The sequence below is a fragment of the Mesorhizobium sp. C372A genome (assembly GCF_030323245.1).
Lineage (GTDB): Bacteria > Pseudomonadota > Alphaproteobacteria > Rhizobiales > Rhizobiaceae > Mesorhizobium.
In genome coordinates this window covers 4,107,134-4,121,951 of the sequence record NZ_CP100475.1, presented here as the reverse complement: position 1 = coordinate 4,121,951, position 14,818 = coordinate 4,107,134, and the positions used below count along the sequence as shown (strand labels likewise).

Sequence of the window (14,818 nt, the reverse complement as noted above, 5' to 3'; positions counted from 1 at the left end):
AAAAAATCCCCATGGTCGATGCGCCAACCCCCAACGCATCGCCGAAGCCGCTGTCTTAGCCTGTGTTTAAATAAAGGGGAATCGCTTTCGGGTGTCAGCCGTTCCACGGCCCAGCATAATCGGCATAGAGCTTTGCCGGATCGGGCCGCGGCCGTTCCGGCGCCGGTCCCTGATAGCAGCCGATGTGGACGAAGCCGACAACACGTTCCTGTGGCGCCACTCCCAGCAGCGCCCTGCCCTCCGCCACGTCGGAATACCAGTTGCTGATCATGTTGGTGCCGTAGCCCAGCGCATTGGCTGCGATCATCAGGTTCATCGCCGCCATGCCGCCGGACAGGAACATTTCCCATTGCGGGATTTTTGGATTGTCCTTCGGGCTCGAGACCACGCCGATCACCAGCGGCGCACGCGAAAACCGAGCCAGTTCCTGGTTGCGGCGGTTTTCCGGCAGCGGTCCTTCGCGCTGTTCGGCGAGCGCCGCCAGCTTCCTGCCGATCTCGACGCGCGCCTCGCCGCGATAAAGGATGAAGCGCCACGGCTCCAGCCGGCCGTGATCGGGCACCCGGCTTGCAGCCGCGATCATGGTCGCGATATCGCCATCGCTGGGCGCCGGTTCCTTCAATTCAGGAATCGGTGCGGAGTTTCGGGTCAGCAGGAAGTCGATGATCGGCGACGCCATGGGGGCCAGGTCTCCTAAAGCACTCGATTTTGAGCTGAAGCGCGCCATTGCGGACGGGGCGGCTCGGGCATTGGCGCGGGCGCGCCGGACGAAAGAACCTGTTGCCAAGGCGGTCGGACTCTTAAGCCTTGAAATTGCCACCGCCTTGGGCTTCAACGCAAGGCATGTTTGAGGGGACATCGCGCCTTTTCCTGATTTGGCTCGCCGTAGCGCTGTTTGCGCCGGCCTCGATGGCCATGGCGCAGAATGCCGACGGTATCGGCAATCTGAAACTCCCCGATATTTCGAGCTATGCACCGCCCAAGGGCGAGACGCCGCTGGCACTCGGTGGCGGCGGCGCCATAACGCTGTCGGCCCAGTTGACCGACAAGGGCGCCGACATCACGCGCGGCATCGTCTGGCGCGTCTTCAAGCCCGAGGCCGCCGGCGACGGCAAGCTGCCGATGGTGGCTTCCGCGCATGGCGGCAGCGCCGTGTTCCAGCTCGAACCCGGCAGCTATCTGGTCCACGCCTCATACGGACGCGCCGGCGCCACCAAGCGCATCACCGTCGGCAAGGACGCCAGGCGCGAAAGCCTGGTGCTCGATGCCGGCGGCCTCAAGCTCGACGCGGTGCTGTCGGGCGGCGTGCGTATTCCGCCGAAAAAACTGCGCTTCTCCATTTATGAGGGCACCGCCGAGGCCAATGGCGACCGCGCTTTGGTCATTCCCGATGTCGAGCCGAACAGCGTCGTGCGGCTCAACGCCGGCGTTTATCATGTCGTCTCCACCTATGGCGCGGTCAATGCCGTCATTCGCTCCGACATCCGTGTCGAAGCCGGCAAGCTGACCGAAGCCACCGTCGAGCATCGCGCGGCGGAGGAGACCATGAAGCTGGTGCGCGAGACCGGCGGCGAGGCCATCGCCGATACATCCTGGTCGCTGCTCAACGAATCCGGCGATCCGATCAAGGAGGCCGTCGGCGCCTTCGCCTCGATGGTGCTGGCCGAAGGCCAATACACCATCATCGCCAAGAACCGCGACCGCATCTACCAGAAGGATTTCACCGTCGTTGCCGGACAGAACCAGGAGATCGAGGTCCTGGCCACCGAGGCGTCGGCCATCGATCCCGAGGAAGGCGCCGACTGACCGGCGCGCCCATTGGCCTCGGTTTGGCCCTCAGTTGAAGTGGTAGTTCAGGGCTACGTCAGGCGGCCTTGCGCAGGCGGCGCTGCAGGAAGTGGACCCGGCCGCGCGGCGCGTCGGGCGCCAGATCGAAGACGCCGCGATGAAGACGCTCAAGCAGCGCCTTGCGATCGCGCAGCGATTCCAGCTCGGCCCAGCTCAACAGGTTGCCGACGCGCACGTCGATCGTCTTGCCGGACAGCCGCGCGAATTCGCGGATGAGCATTGAAAGGCGCAACGTCAGCGACGCCTTGCCGACGAATTTCGCCACCCTTCCTTCGCGCTCCGCCATGTTCATCGGGCCGCTGACCAGATGGAACAGCCGGCCGTTCTGCCCGGAAAAATGCATCGGCACCACCGACGCCTTGGCGTCCTGCACGAGGCGCGCCGGAAACATCTTCCACGGCAGGTCGCGCGCCCGGCCAAAGCCTTTCGGCGCGGTGGCGACGCCGCCGGCCGGAAATACGACGATGGTGACGCCCTCTTTCAACAGCCGCACTGCCTCGTGGCGCACCGCCATGTTGTTCTTCACCGCGTCCTTGGTCTCGGAAAAGTCGATCGGCAGCGAGTACGGTTCCATCTCGCGGATCTTCAGCAGATCCTTGTGGATCATGACGCGGAACGGACGCCCGAGTTGCTCGACGAACGACAGCACGGCAATGCCGTCGCCAATGCCGAACGGGTGGTTGGCGACGATCACCAGCGGCGTGTCCGGCAGCCCCGCCGGCGGCCACCGATCGGTGCTGCGCACCTTGACGTCGATCAGCTCCAGCATGCGGCTGAACACGCGCTCGCCGGTCGGCGCCACCTGGCGGCGCCAGAAATCATAGAGCGCGGCATACCGGTCGCGCCCCGACAGGCCTTCAATGGAATGGATGAACCAGCGCGTCAGCGCCGGCTGGCTCGCATTGGCGTAGGAGAGTTCGGGAAACGGCCTTTCCCGTATCTTCAGCTTGAGCATGGGGGCTCGTTACAAGGTTGGCGTGACAGGCATGTGAAAATGGCGGTGGATCGCTCCACCGCCATTTCTCCGAAATATTGATTGCTCAGGCCGCGCTGCGCCTTCGGTCGGGCGAAACAGCCTCGTCGGAAAGCAGCTTCAGCGCGTCGGCCAGCTTGAGCGATTCCTGATCGCGCGAGCCGAGCCGGCGGATGTTGACTGTCTCCTCCTCCGCCTCGCGCTTGCCGCAGACGAGGATCACAGGAACCTTGGCCAGCGAATGCTCACGCACCTTGTAGTTGATCTTCTCGTTGCGCAGATCCGGTTCGGCCAAAAGTCCTGCCGCCTTCAACTGTGCGACAACCTTTCGCGCATAGTCGTCAGCATCCGAGGTGATCGTCGCCACAACCACCTGCAGCGGCGCGAACCACAGCGGGAAATGGCCGGAATAATGCTCGATCAGGATGCCGAGAAAGCGTTCCATCGAACCGCAGATGGCGCGATGCACCATCACCGGCTGCTTCTTTTCCGAATCCGAACCGATGTAGAAGGCGCCAAAGCGTTCCGGCAGATTGAAGTCGACCTGCGTGGTGCCGCACTGCCATTCGCGGCCGATGGCGTCCTTCAGCACATATTCGAATTTCGGCCCGTAGAAAGCGCCCTCGCCCGGATTGATCGAAGTCTTGATGCGGTTTCCCGAGCGCGTCCTGATTGTATCCAGCACGTTGCCCATGATCGCCTCGGCATGATCCCAGGCCTCGTCGGTGCCGACGCGCTTATCCGGCCGCGTCGACAGCTTCACGCTGACATCGTCGAAGCCGAAATCGGCGTAGGTCGACAGGATCAGATCGTTGATGCGCAGGCATTCCGCGGCCAGCTGCTCCTCGGTGCAGAAGATGTGCGCATCGTCCTGCGTGAAGCCGCGCACGCGCATCAGCCCGTGCAAGGCGCCGGACGGTTCGTAACGATGCACATTGCCGAATTCCGCAAGTTTTACGGGCAGATCGCGATAGGATTTCAACCCATGCTTGAATATCTGCACGTGGCCCGGACAATTCATCGGCTTCAGCGCGAACACGCGGTCGTCGTCGGTGTCGTCGCCGGCCACCGTCACCTTGAACATGGCATCGCGATACCAGCCCCAGTGGCCCGACGTCTCCCACAGGCTCTTGTCGAGAACCTGCGGTGCGTTGACCTCCTGGTAGCCCTGCTCGTCGAGGCGGCGGCGCATGTAGTTGACCAGATTCTGGAACATCTTCCAGCCCTTGGCGTGCCAGAAGACGACGCCCGGCCCCTCTTCCTGGAAATGGAACAGGTCCATCTCGCGGCCGAGTTTGCGGTGGTCGCGCTTCTCTGCCTCTTCCAGCATCGTCTGGTAGGCATCGAGTTCAGCTTGCTCGGCCCAGGCCGTGCCGTAGATGCGGGTCAGCATGGGGTTGTTCGAATCGCCACGCCAATAGGCGCCGGCCACCTTCATCAGCTTGAAGGCGTTGCCGATCTGCCCGGTGGAGGCCATGTGTGGGCCGCGGCAGAGGTCGAACCAGTCACCCTGGGAATAGATCTTGAGATCCTGGTCTTCGGGAATGGCGTCGATCAGCTCGAGCTTGTAGCGCTCGCCCTTCTCGGCAAAGACCTTTTTCGCCTTGTCGCGCGACCAGACTTCCTTGGTGAACGGCTTGTTACGCGCAATGATCTCGCGCATCTTCTTTTCGATCACCGGGAAATCGTCAGGCGTGAACGGCTCGTTACGGGCGAAGTCGTAATAGAATCCGTTCTCGATCACCGGCCCGATGGTCACTTGCGTTCCCGGCCACAGTTCCTGCACGGCCTCCGCCAGCACGTGTGCTGCATCATGACGGATGAGCTCCAGCGCGCGCGGATCGCTGCGGGTGATGATCTCGACCTTGCCGGACTTGCCAAGCGGGTCGGAAAGATCGCGAACGGTGCCGTCGATGGCATAGGCGACAGCCTTCTTGGCCAGCGACTTCGAGATCGATTCGGCGAGGCCCGCACCGGTCATCGCCGTGTCATAGTCGCGGACGGAGCCATCGGGAAATGTCAGGGAAACGGAATTCAGCATCGGGTATCTCCTATCCAGTCCCGCAAACGAGCGCGGGTGGTCGTGGTGTGAAGCCGGAGGCATCCGGCAGCGGGCGGGTTTTAGAGGCAGCACGGTGTGAGGTAAAGAGCGCTGGTAGTGTGTCAGTTTGAATTCCAGTTGGAACGTTGCCATCGGCCTCCCCGATCGGAACGACCAAGGACCGCCACTTTGCAGCCGTTCAAGGCTAGCGCGAGCTTTCACTCACTCGCGCAGGCCTGCCTTGCGCAAGTTCTCGCGAAGATGTTCCAAGTCACCTGAGTTCTTGTATGGCGCCATGTCCGAGGTCGTTCTCATCGTGATTGTGGCTCGCGGCTCCAGCTGCAAAATGTGCTCGATGACCTGCTGCGCTTCGTCTTCGCTCCCTAAAGCCGCGTAGCTCGCTGCCAGGTATAAGTGTTGGTATACGGTGTCGAGGGTTCGTAGACCTTCCAACGCCGCGATCGCTTCACGATATCTGCGAACGTCGTAGTAAATCTGGCCAATCTGTAGGATGTACCACTCGGGGTAGTGAGGGTTGAGACGCATGGCTTTTTGCGCCGCCTCAAGGCCTTCCTGTGCCCTCCCACAATAGCTTAGGCAGGAACCGTAATCCAACAGCACGTCGGCGTCATTTGGATTAAGCTCAAGGGCCCGTTGATACTCAACGATAGCGCGTTCGTATTGTCCGCAAAATAGGCAGTGCCCTGCGAGCGCATAGTGCCCCCATGCCTCGGCGTCGTCCCGTTCGATCGCCAAATTGGCGTATTTCAGGCCACATGCCAGTGAAGCCTCGGGATTCGCGCTCCAACCGTCGCTTGCGTCGATCATGTGCGTCCAAGCGAGCTTGGCAAACGCCTTTCCGAACTTCGGATCGAGTTCGCCTGCCTTCTCGAAGAGTTCCCGAGCACGCAAGTTGTCTTGTTTTGTGTAGCGGTTGAGAGACTCCATGCCGCGCACGAAATAGTCCAGCGCCTCAAAATTCCGCGTCCCCGCGACTTCCGGGCGCTCTTGCCACGCCTTTAACAGTCGGCCTCCGTACGCTGTGGCTAAACTGCCGATTATTCTTTCAGTGACATCGTCCTGCACGGCAAAGATGTCCTCGATGCCTCGGTCGTAGCGCTCTGCCCAAAGGTGCCGCCCAGTCTTGCCGTCAATGAGCTGGGCGGTAATGCGGACCCGGTCCTTCGACCTCTGTACACTGCCCTCCAAGATATAGCGGGCACCCAGCTCTCGGCTGGCATCCTGTATCTTCGTGGCTTTGCCCTTGTAAGCAAACGTCGAATTACTGGCGATGACGGAAAGATCGCGAAACCGAGACAATCCGGTGATGACGTTCTCTGTGATCCCATCCGCAAAGTAGTCCTGCTGACGGTCGTCGCTCATATTGACGAACGGCAGCAAAGCGATGGATGGCTTATCAGCAAGCGACGCCGGCGAAGTGGGGGCCGCTTCGGGACCGTCGAGGCGCACCGCATAAGCTCGCACGGGGCGTTCAATATTTTTAAGTATCTGCTCACCAATGTCGTCGAATTGCAGTTCAAGCCGGTTTCCGAGGTGATCTCGCACCGTGCCCGAAACCATAACACCTCCAACAGGAGCGATGCCTTCGAGCCTTGTCGCCACGTTCACGCCGTCACCCAACAGATCGTCATTCTCGACGATTACGTCACCGAGGTTGATCCCAACGCGGAATTGTATTCTTCGGTCCTCGGACAGTTTTGCGCTGCGACCCGACATGGCACGCTGCATAGCAACGGCACAAGCCACGGCGTTCACGACACTTGGAAACTCGGCGAGGATGCCGTCGCCAGTCGTTTTGAAGATGCGACCTTGGTGCTCGGCCATATTTGGGTCGATAAGGTGGGCCCGTATCTCCTTCAGATCGGCAAGTGTGCCGGCCTCGTCGCTGCCCATCAGGCGCGTATACCCCACCACGTCAGCGGCCAGAATTGCGGCAAGACGGCGTTGGACGCGTCCTTCGGTCATGTGGTGCATTGCTTTCAAGAGCAACAGGACCGGGATTGTAAGGGCGACGGCCGACAGAGTCCACGAGCCGGAACGTCGACTGATACATTTCCGCAGCGGTCATTGGCACAGCCGCCGGGATTTGTCGCGGCAACTCACTTCACGAGTTGCGGCAACTCCCTCAGTAACGCCGCGCGTGTCGCCGGGCCTTTCGGCATGTCGATCGGCTTGGTGTCGACGACCAGCCGGGCAAAGACGATCCGGCGGCCGCCCTTTTCGGCCCAGCCGACGAACCAGCCCAGCGCGCGCTTGTCCTTGCTGTTTCCCAGCCTGGTGCTGCCGGTCTTGCCCCGCACCGTCCAGCCGCCGGCCTGGAAAGTCGGCAGGATGGCTCGGGTCATCTCATGCGCCTTGGCAGAAACCGGCACCTTGCCGGCGAGCAGCTGGCGCAGGAAGGCTGTCTGTTCGACCGGCGATATCTCAAGCGAGGAATTTATCCAGGATTGCGTGAGCCCGTTGTCCTTGTCGGCATCGCCCGAGACATCCATGTTGCCGTAGCCGAATTTCGAGACGTAGCCGGCAAAGCTTTTTGCGCCGAGCCGGCGCACGATTTCGCGCGAATACCAGACGATCGAGTCGCGCTCCCAGATCGTCGGATCGACGGTTTTGTGGTCGCGCTTCACGGCCTTGAACTCGGGCTTGTAGTCCCAGCTCGGCGTATGGGCGTTGCTCAGGATGCCGCTGTCGTAACCGATCAGCGCCAGCGGCACCTTGAAGGTCGACGCCGGGCTGACGCGTTGGTCGCAGACGCCGTTTTGATAGAGCGTCTCGCCGCTCGCCGCGTCCTGAATCAACGTGCATTGGACATCGCCCAGCGGCGCCGATTGCGCCCGCATCGGAAATCCCAAAAACCAGGCCAGCAGGAACAGGACCGCGGCGATAATGAAGGGATGGGTTTCGATCCGGCGCATGCGAGCTCTCTCCTGGGGAATGACCAGGAGCCGCTTAGCGAAGTGTCTTGGCTCGATTTTGACTCAAATGCGCAGTGTTTGTGCAGCCCGTTGTTAACCCTACCGGATTGTAAAGAAATGCCGCGCTGGCGATCTGGATCAGGGACCAGCGCACCCGCCGTCGGCCTCGCCGCGCTTCCTGCCGATCTGCCAATAACGCCATGGCGTGAACCAGACGTAGCGCGGGGCGAGCACCTCCGGCACGCGGTCGATGCCGTGCGTTCCGAACGGCCCGCAGCGCAGCACGCGGAACAGCCCCATGAAGCCGCCGGCCCACAGGCCATGGCGGGCGATTGCCTCATGCGCGTATTCGGAACAGGTCGGCAGATGCCGGCAGGAATTACCGACAAAGCCGGACAGCGTCAGTTGATAGAGGCGCACCAGCGACGTGCCGAAAATGCGGCCGGGTGTTTTGCGCCAGGGACCGGGCCAGTTGCGCCCGCGCCGGGTCCGTCCGGCGGCATGCACATGCCGATGCTGGTCGCCCACCGCAGTCTCTTTCCGAACGCGACCCGAACCGGCTTCCGGGTCAGCTTGCGTTTCCAAACCGATAGATGTGAGCTTCGGCCGGCAAACGCAATCCTCTTCACTCACTCGCCTCTTTGTCGGCTTCAGGGTCGCGAGCGGCGAAAGGGATGCCGCTCCGCTGGAGCCGCCCAGCGGGTGGCCGGCCTTTGCTCGGTGCGCTGCACATGATGCTGCCTGTCGCCACGCCATTGAAACGTCGCGATCCGCATCACATCGCCAAAGATTTCCAGAAACTGGATCATGTCCGTGTCTCCTCTAAGAGCGGATTAGACGCCCGCTGGCCTTCGCCTTCAAACGAGTATAATTTCCGGTTCGGATAACTTCGGGTTATGCGAAATGAAGCGCGGACGGTTGCCCCTGACGGCGTTGCGAAGTTTCGAGGCAGCCGGCCGGCAATTGAGCTTTAGCCGGGCCGCCGAGGAGCTGTTCGTCTCGCAAGCCGCCATCAGTCGGCAGATCCGCGAACTCGAGCAGTTCCTGCGCCAGCCCTTGTTCCACCGTCATCACCGCCGCGTCGAGTTGACCGAGGCCGGTCAGCGCCTGCTCGATCAGCTGGTCAGGAGTTTCGATGACATCGACAGGCTGCTTTCGGACCTGGTGGCTGCCCCGACGCAGTCGGTGGTCCGCGTCAGTGTCGAGCCGTCGCTGGCCTCGGTATGGCTGTTGCCGCGGCTCAACCGCTTCAGCCAGTTGCGGCCCGATATCGACGTTTCCCTCGAAGTCGACCCAAGGCCGATCGAGTTCCGCAGCGATCAGCCCGAACTCGCCTTGCGCTTCAGCGCGCGCGCCACCTCATGGCCGCGCAGCGAGGCCGAATGGCTCGCCTCGACCGTCGATTCACCGGTCCTGTCGCCCACCTTGCTGGCATCGGGCCCTGCCCTCGAAAAGCCGCTCGACCTTGCCCGCTACACGCTGTTGCACGAGGAAAATCGTCAGGGCTGGGCGCGCTGGTTCGAAGCGGCTGGCGTCGCCGCCGACGCCATTCCGGCGCGCGGCCCTATGCTGGCGGATGTGTCGCTGTCGAAGCAGGCCGCCCTGCTCGGCCACGGCGTGGCGCTGGGCGACCTCTTGCAGATCGGCGAGGAGATTGCGTCCGGCGCGCTGATCAAGCCGTTCGACATCGACGTCGCATCCGGCGCCTACTGGCTGGTGGCCAGGAGTTTGAAGGATTTGCCCGAACCGGCCAAGGCATTTGCCGACTGGGTGAGAAGCGAATTTGCCGAAAGCAGACGGGCGCAGCAAACCAAGAGCCGCCTGACCGGCCTCAGCTAATTTGGCTTCTTGCGGAATTTTTCGAGGGCTTGGTCGAGCTCCTTCGCATCGATGCCCAGAGCCCTGTCCGAAGTATCCTGTCCCGGGTCGAATGTCAGCACGACATCACGCCACAGATCATAATGGGCCGTATAGGATGTCAGCCTGGAAAATGGTGCGCAGCGCGAGATGGCCCGGACAGCGGCCTCGGCAACCTTGTCCGGCGTCGGTGGCGCAGGGCTGAGGATTTTTGGCGGACCGGCGAGCGAACCGTCCTTGTTCAGGCTGAACTGGACGCGGACTATGCTGTGGGCGTCTACAGGTATGCTCCAGCAGAGCTGGATGGCCTTCTTGAGATACTCGCCGATATCGCGCTGGACCGCCACGTCCGCCCGGCTCGCGCCGCTGCTCAACGCAACTGCGCCAGCAAGGCTCGCGGCGAACACCAGGCTTTGGCGATCAAATGGCAAGGGTCACGCCGCTTGTTCGGCGCGTTTCTTCTCGATCTGACCGATGGCATCGACGACCGCATCGAAGGTCAGCATGGTCGAGGCATGGCGCGCCTTGTAGTCGCGCACCGGCTCCAGATATCTCAGATCGGCAAAGCGGCCTTGCGGCGGCGCGCCGTTTTCCTTGAGCATCTTCAGCACGGTGTCGCGCACCGCCCGCAATTCGTCGGCGCTGGCGCCGATGACATGTTGAGCCATGATCGAGGACGAAGCCTGGCCGAGGGCGCAGGCCTTCACGTCATGAGCGAAATCGGTGACGACGCCATTGTCCATCTTGAGGTCGACGGTTACCGTCGAGCCGCACAATTTGGAATGAGCCTTGGCGCTCGCATCCGGATGATCGAGCCGGCCTATGCGGGCGATGTTTCCGGCAAAACCCAGAATTTTCGCATTGTAGACGTCGTCAATCATATTTTTCCAATCCGTCGCCGCCAAGCGAACAGCGATTGCCGCTGTGGCGTCTTTCATTCGCTGCGCACGACCATATATAATGCTGGCAGTCGGGTATCGACAAGGCAACGCAAAGCCATCGTCCTTGCCCATTTCGTTCACGCCGCTTGCGGGCTGGAAACCGGGCGAGTTTTCAGCACCCGAAAGGTCGTGGTCCGTTCAACTCGTTCCTCCTGAGAGAGGAACTACGGGAGACGCCTTTATGGATGCCGTCATCAAGAAAATAATGCCCCCTTCCGACTATCTGGACAAGCCGGTCACCGACAGGCCGAGCGAAGCCGAGGTCGAGGCCGCCGTGCGCACGCTGTTGCGCTGGACCGGCGACAATCCGGACCGCGAGGGCCTGATCGACACGCCCAAGCGCGTCACCAAGGCCTTTCTCGAAATGTTCAACGGCTATGACATGTGCCCGGCCGAAGAGCTCGGCCGCACTTTCGAGGAAGTCGCCGGCTATGACGATCTCGTCATCGTCAGGGACATCCAGTTCCACTCGCATTGCGAGCACCACATGGTGCCGATCATCGGCAAGGCGCATGTCGGCTACCTCCCGGATGGCAAGGTCGTCGGCCTGTCCAAGATCGCCCGTGTGGTCGATATCTTCGCCCATCGCCTGCAGACTCAGGAGGCCATGACCGCACAGATCGCCGGCGTCATCCAGGACGTGCTCAATCCGCGCGGTGTCGCCGTCATGATCGAGGCCGAGCATATGTGCATGGCCATGCGCGGCATCCGCAAGCAGGGCTCCACCACGCTGACCTCGACCTTCACCGGCGTGTTCAAGGACACGCCCGAGGAACAGGTCCGTTTCGTCACCATGGTGCGCGGCCTCGGGGCGTAAGCCTCTCGCCGGCATCGCTAGATCAAGGACCGGCGATGTCGGCACCAACATTTCCCAAGGCTCCATCAGACAAGAAGGCTCTCGAAGAAGGCGCGGTGTTTTCCCCGCGCTTCGATGCTGCCGGGCTGGTCACCGTCGTCGTCACCGACGCCGCTGACGGTATGCTGCTGATGGTCGCGCATATGAATGCCGAGGCGCTGGCGCTGACGCTCGAAACCGGCATCGCGCACTACTGGTCGCGCTCGCGCAAGGCGCTGTGGAAGAAGGGCGAAACATCAGGCAATTTTCAGACCGTCGTCGAGATGCTCACGGATTGTGACCAGGACGCCATATGGTTGCGCGTCAAAGTGTTGGGCCACGACGCAACTTGTCACACCGGCCGGCGTTCATGTTTTTATCGGACGGTGGGGCTAATCGGCGGCAAGGCAACGCTTGCCGGCGATGGCAGCACGCCGCTGTTCGATGCGGAAAAAACGTATCGGAAGCCCGCGTGAACCATTCAACAGTCGCAAACCACTCCTATTCACTATTCTCAAACGTCCTTCCTGTAGAACGGACGCGGGACAAGGGAGATCATGATGCTCGAGTGGGCGTCATTGCGTAGCAGACCGGACGTGCGGGAGGCCAATGGCCCCTCATCGTCCGGCGGCGTGCCTGACCCGCAACCCGCGCGCAAGACAGGCATTTCGCTCGCGCTGGGCGGCGGCTGCGCACGCGGCTGGGCGCACATTGGCGTGCTGCGCGCGCTCGACGAAGCCGGCATCGAAGTCTCGATGATCGCCGGCACCTCGATCGGCGCGCTGGTTGGCGGCTGCTATCTCGCCGGCAAGCTGGACGAACTCGAGGAGTTCGCCCGCAGCCTGACCAAGCGGCGCATCTTCGGCCTGCTCGATCTCAATCTGCGCGGCAGCGGCCTGTTCGGCGGCATGAAACTGGACGTCAGGCTGCGCGAGCACATGGCAGGCATCCGCTTCGAGGATCTGACGAAACCCTTCGTCGCCGTTGGCGCGGAAATTCGCACCGGCCATGAGATCTGGCTGTCCAGCGGTTCGCTGATCACCGCGATGCGGGCTTCCTATGCGCTGCCCGGCGTGTTCGAACCGGTGAATTGCAACGGCCGCATTCTGGTCGACGGCGCGCTGGTCAACCCGGTTCCGGTTTCGGTCTGCCGCGCCTACGAGCAGCCGCTGGTCGTCGCGGTCAACCTTCACTACGATCTGTTCGGCCGCGCCGCCGTCATCAAGCACAGCGCCGGCGAACTGCTCATCGAGAAGGACGCGCCCCGGCCAGGCCAGGCCAGCCCCGACCACCAGCCGCACCAGAGCCGTCTCGGCATCACCGGCGTCATGGTCGAAGCCTTCAACATCATCCAGGACCGGATTTCACGCGCAAGGCTGGCGGGCGATCCGCCCGACATGTCGCTGCAACCGAAACTCAGCCATATCGGCTTGACCGAATTCCACCGCGCGGATGAGGCGATCAGCGTCGGTTACCAGGCGACGATGGCGCAGATCAGCGAGTTGAAGCGGCTGCAGACGGTTCTCGCTTAAACCAGTTCGGCAATGTCAGGCTTTGGCCGCATCGGTGATGCGGAACTGCACCGTGCGGTTGCCGTTCCAATAATTCCCCGACAGCGAGCCGGCTACATGGATCGTGTTGCCCCTGTTCTTGAACAGGAATTCGCCCAGCGCGGTATCGACGGATCGAAAGGCGATGCCCTGGATGCGGCCGCCGCTTTCCGACTGCAGATCAGCCCGGATGTGGTTGGTGCCGACGGCCCGCGCGTCGGCCAGCCGGTGGCGCGGCAGCGCGAACACCGGCGCGACATGGCCGGCGCCGAAAGGCCCGGCCTTTTCCAGTGCATCGAGCAAAGCAATCGTCGCGCCCTCGGCGGCGAGCGCGCCGTCGACGGCCAGACTTTCTTCGTCCTGCAGCCGGAACACTTCGGCCGCCGCGCGCTCCTCGAAGAAAGCACGGAGTTCGCCGAGCTTGGCGCGTTCCACCGTGATGCCGGCGGCCATGCCGTGGCCGCCGCCCTTGACGATCAGCCCGGCATCGGCGGCTGCGCGCACCAGCCGTCCGAGATCGAAGCCCGACACCGAACGGCCGGAGCCGGTGCCGATGCCATTGGCGTTGAAGGCGATGGCGAAGGCCGGCCGCCGCGCATGGTCCTTCAGCCGCGAGGCGATCAAGCCGACAATGCCGGGATGCCAATTGGTGCTGGCGGTGACGATGATGGCCGGCCCGTTGCCGCCGGCAAGTTCGGCGTCAGCCTCGGCGCGCGCCGCTGCCAGCATCTCCAGCTCCATCTGCTGGCGTTCCTGGTTGAGCCGGTCGAGTGTCTCGGCAATGGTCCTGGCCTCAACCGGATCGTCGGTGGCGAGCAGCCGGCTGCCAAGTGCTGCATCGCCGATGCGGCCGCCGGCATTGATGCGCGGCCCAATCAGATAGGCGAGATGAAAGGTGCTTATCGGCTCACCAATGCGGGACACCCGCGCCAGTGTGGCGAGCCCCTCATTCTTCTGCTGCCGCGCCATCTGTAGTCCCTTGACGACGAAAGCGCGGTTCACGCCGATGAGCGGCACCACATCGCAAACCGTGGCCAGCGCCGCCAAGTCGAGCAACGACAACAGGTCCGGTGGCGCTGCGTCGGGCAATCGGCTGCGCAGGACCCTCGCCGTCTGCACCAGAGTGAGGAAGACGACACCGGCGGCGCACAGATGGCCTTGCCCGGAAAGGTCGTCCTCGCGATTGGGATTGACGACCGCGGTCGCCTCCGGTAGCGGGCCGCCGACCTGATGGTGGTCGAGCACCACCACATCGGCGCCTGCGGCCTTGGCGGCATCAATGGAGACAGCGCTGTTGGTGCCGCAATCGACGGTGACGATCAGCGTCGCGCCGCGCGAGACCAGTTCGCGCATAGCCTCCGGATTGGGGCCGTAGCCCTCGAAGATGCGGTCGGGAATGTAGATCTCCGAAGGCACCAAGAAATGCGTCAGGAAGCGTTTGAGCAACGCCGAAGAGGCGGCGCCGTCGACATCGTAGTCGCCGAAGATTGCCACCTTCTCCTTGGCCATGACCGCTTCGGCGATGCGGGTCGCAGCCTTGCCCATGTCGGTCAGCGAAGCCGGATCCGGCAACAGATTGCGGATCGTCGGATCGAGGAAGCGCTCGGCCTGGTCCGCGGTGACGCCGCGCCCGGCGAGCACGCGCGCCACAATGTCGGGCACGCCGTGGCCCTGCGCTATGGCCAGCGCAGTCATGTCCTGCCGCTCGCTCAACCGGTGTTCCCAGGAAACACCGGTCGCCGACTGCCTGACGTCGAGGAAGAAGCGTTTGTCGCCCGTCATAGGAGGCGTAGTCTACAGATTGTCATTTCCGGCAATATGCGACGGCTAAACAGGA

The 14,818-nt window shown here is 62.6% G+C and carries 16 protein-coding genes; 6 read left to right on the top strand and 10 right to left on the bottom strand.

What is annotated here, in order from left to right; all coding sequences use genetic code 11:
• Window positions 1-94: 94 nt before the first annotated feature.
• On the bottom strand, window positions 95-679 hold the full coding sequence (locus tag NLY42_RS19565) for a nitroreductase family protein (RefSeq protein WP_023723386.1): 585 nt from the start codon (window positions 677-679) through the stop codon (window positions 95-97).
• Between NLY42_RS19565 and NLY42_RS19560 the strand changes: the two genes are divergently transcribed.
• Together NLY42_RS19560 and NLY42_RS19555 are read left to right on the top strand one after the other, a co-directional pair.
• Window positions 663-851 carry a hypothetical protein gene (locus NLY42_RS19560; RefSeq protein ID WP_156933736.1) on the top strand — a complete coding sequence of 63 codons (189 nt, stop codon included), beginning with the start codon at window positions 663-665 and terminating at the stop codon, window positions 849-851. The genes NLY42_RS19565 and NLY42_RS19560 overlap by 17 nt on opposite strands.
• Entirely contained in the window at window positions 844-1,806 is a 963-nt protein-coding gene (locus NLY42_RS19555; protein WP_023753334.1) for an RgsD C-terminal domain-containing protein, read from the top strand. Before NLY42_RS19560 ends, NLY42_RS19555 begins: the two co-directional genes overlap by 8 nt.
• Before the next feature lie 58 nt (window positions 1,807-1,864).
• On the opposite strand, the gene NLY42_RS19550 is transcribed toward NLY42_RS19555, so the two are convergent.
• The 6 genes from NLY42_RS19550 to NLY42_RS19525 all read right to left on the bottom strand — a co-directional run bounded on the left by NLY42_RS19550 (window position 1,865) and on the right by NLY42_RS19525 (window position 8,607).
• The gene (locus NLY42_RS19550; RefSeq protein ID WP_023753335.1) at window positions 1,865-2,803 is read right to left on the bottom strand and encodes a lysophospholipid acyltransferase family protein; all 939 of its coding nucleotides are present in this window, start codon (window positions 2,801-2,803) and stop codon (window positions 1,865-1,867) included.
• 85 nt (window positions 2,804-2,888) lie between these two features.
• Window positions 2,889-4,862, bottom strand: a complete 1,974-nt coding sequence (gene thrS / locus NLY42_RS19545; protein WP_023753336.1) for a threonine--tRNA ligase — start codon at window positions 4,860-4,862, stop codon at window positions 2,889-2,891.
• 222 nt (window positions 4,863-5,084) lie between these two features.
• Window positions 5,085-6,848, bottom strand: coding sequence for an adenylate/guanylate cyclase domain-containing protein (locus tag NLY42_RS19540; protein ID WP_023753337.1), 1,764 nt, complete (start codon window positions 6,846-6,848; stop codon window positions 5,085-5,087).
• Window positions 6,849-6,982: 134 nt separating this feature from the next.
• Window positions 6,983-7,798 (bottom strand): class D beta-lactamase, encoded by an 816-nt coding sequence (blaOXA, locus tag NLY42_RS19535; RefSeq protein ID WP_023753338.1) that lies wholly within the window; start codon window positions 7,796-7,798, stop codon window positions 6,983-6,985.
• Between the two features lie 138 nt (window positions 7,799-7,936).
• Complete coding sequence (yidD, locus tag NLY42_RS19530) at window positions 7,937-8,326, bottom strand: membrane protein insertion efficiency factor YidD (RefSeq protein WP_023753339.1); 390 nt, start codon at window positions 8,324-8,326, stop codon at window positions 7,937-7,939.
• 122 nt (window positions 8,327-8,448) lie between these two features.
• Entirely contained in the window at window positions 8,449-8,607 is a 159-nt protein-coding gene (locus NLY42_RS19525) for a hypothetical protein (RefSeq protein ID WP_023667618.1), read from the bottom strand.
• A gap of 94 nt (window positions 8,608-8,701) precedes the next feature.
• Between NLY42_RS19525 and NLY42_RS19520 the strand changes: the two genes are divergently transcribed.
• On the top strand, window positions 8,702-9,637 hold the full coding sequence (locus tag NLY42_RS19520; RefSeq protein ID WP_023753340.1) for a LysR substrate-binding domain-containing protein: 936 nt from the start codon (window positions 8,702-8,704) through the stop codon (window positions 9,635-9,637).
• Here NLY42_RS19520 and tolA read toward each other — a convergent pair.
• Window positions 9,634-10,029 carry a cell envelope integrity protein TolA gene (gene tolA, locus NLY42_RS19515; protein WP_156933737.1) on the bottom strand — a complete coding sequence of 132 codons (396 nt, stop codon included), beginning with the start codon at window positions 10,027-10,029 and terminating at the stop codon, window positions 9,634-9,636. The two genes, NLY42_RS19520 and tolA, sit on opposite strands and share 4 nt — an antisense overlap.
• A 60-nt stretch (window positions 10,030-10,089) precedes the next feature.
• Window positions 10,090-10,536: an iron-sulfur cluster assembly scaffold protein gene (locus tag NLY42_RS19510; RefSeq protein WP_023741481.1), complete on the bottom strand. Its 447-nt coding sequence runs from the start codon at window positions 10,534-10,536 to the stop codon at window positions 10,090-10,092.
• A gap of 241 nt (window positions 10,537-10,777) precedes the next feature.
• Here NLY42_RS19510 and folE point away from each other — a divergent pair, with 241 nt between their 5' ends.
• The 3 genes from folE (at window position 10,778) to NLY42_RS19495 (ending at window position 12,963) form a co-directional block, all read left to right on the top strand.
• Window positions 10,778-11,413, top strand: a complete 636-nt coding sequence (gene folE, locus NLY42_RS19505; RefSeq protein ID WP_023667622.1) for a GTP cyclohydrolase I FolE — start codon at window positions 10,778-10,780, stop codon at window positions 11,411-11,413.
• Window positions 11,414-11,448: 35 nt separating this feature from the next.
• A complete protein-coding gene (gene hisI, locus NLY42_RS19500) occupies window positions 11,449-11,907 on the top strand; it encodes a phosphoribosyl-AMP cyclohydrolase (RefSeq protein WP_023753341.1) in 459 nt (152 codons plus the stop codon).
• 84 nt (window positions 11,908-11,991) lie between these two features.
• Window positions 11,992-12,963, top strand: a complete 972-nt coding sequence (locus tag NLY42_RS19495) for a patatin family protein (protein WP_023753342.1) — start codon at window positions 11,992-11,994, stop codon at window positions 12,961-12,963.
• Window positions 12,964-12,978: 15 nt separating this feature from the next.
• On the opposite strand, the gene recJ is transcribed toward NLY42_RS19495, so the two are convergent.
• Window positions 12,979-14,763 carry a single-stranded-DNA-specific exonuclease RecJ gene (gene recJ, locus NLY42_RS19490; RefSeq protein ID WP_023701219.1) on the bottom strand — a complete coding sequence of 595 codons (1,785 nt, stop codon included), beginning with the start codon at window positions 14,761-14,763 and terminating at the stop codon, window positions 12,979-12,981.
• Window positions 14,764-14,818: the final 55 nt, after the last annotated feature.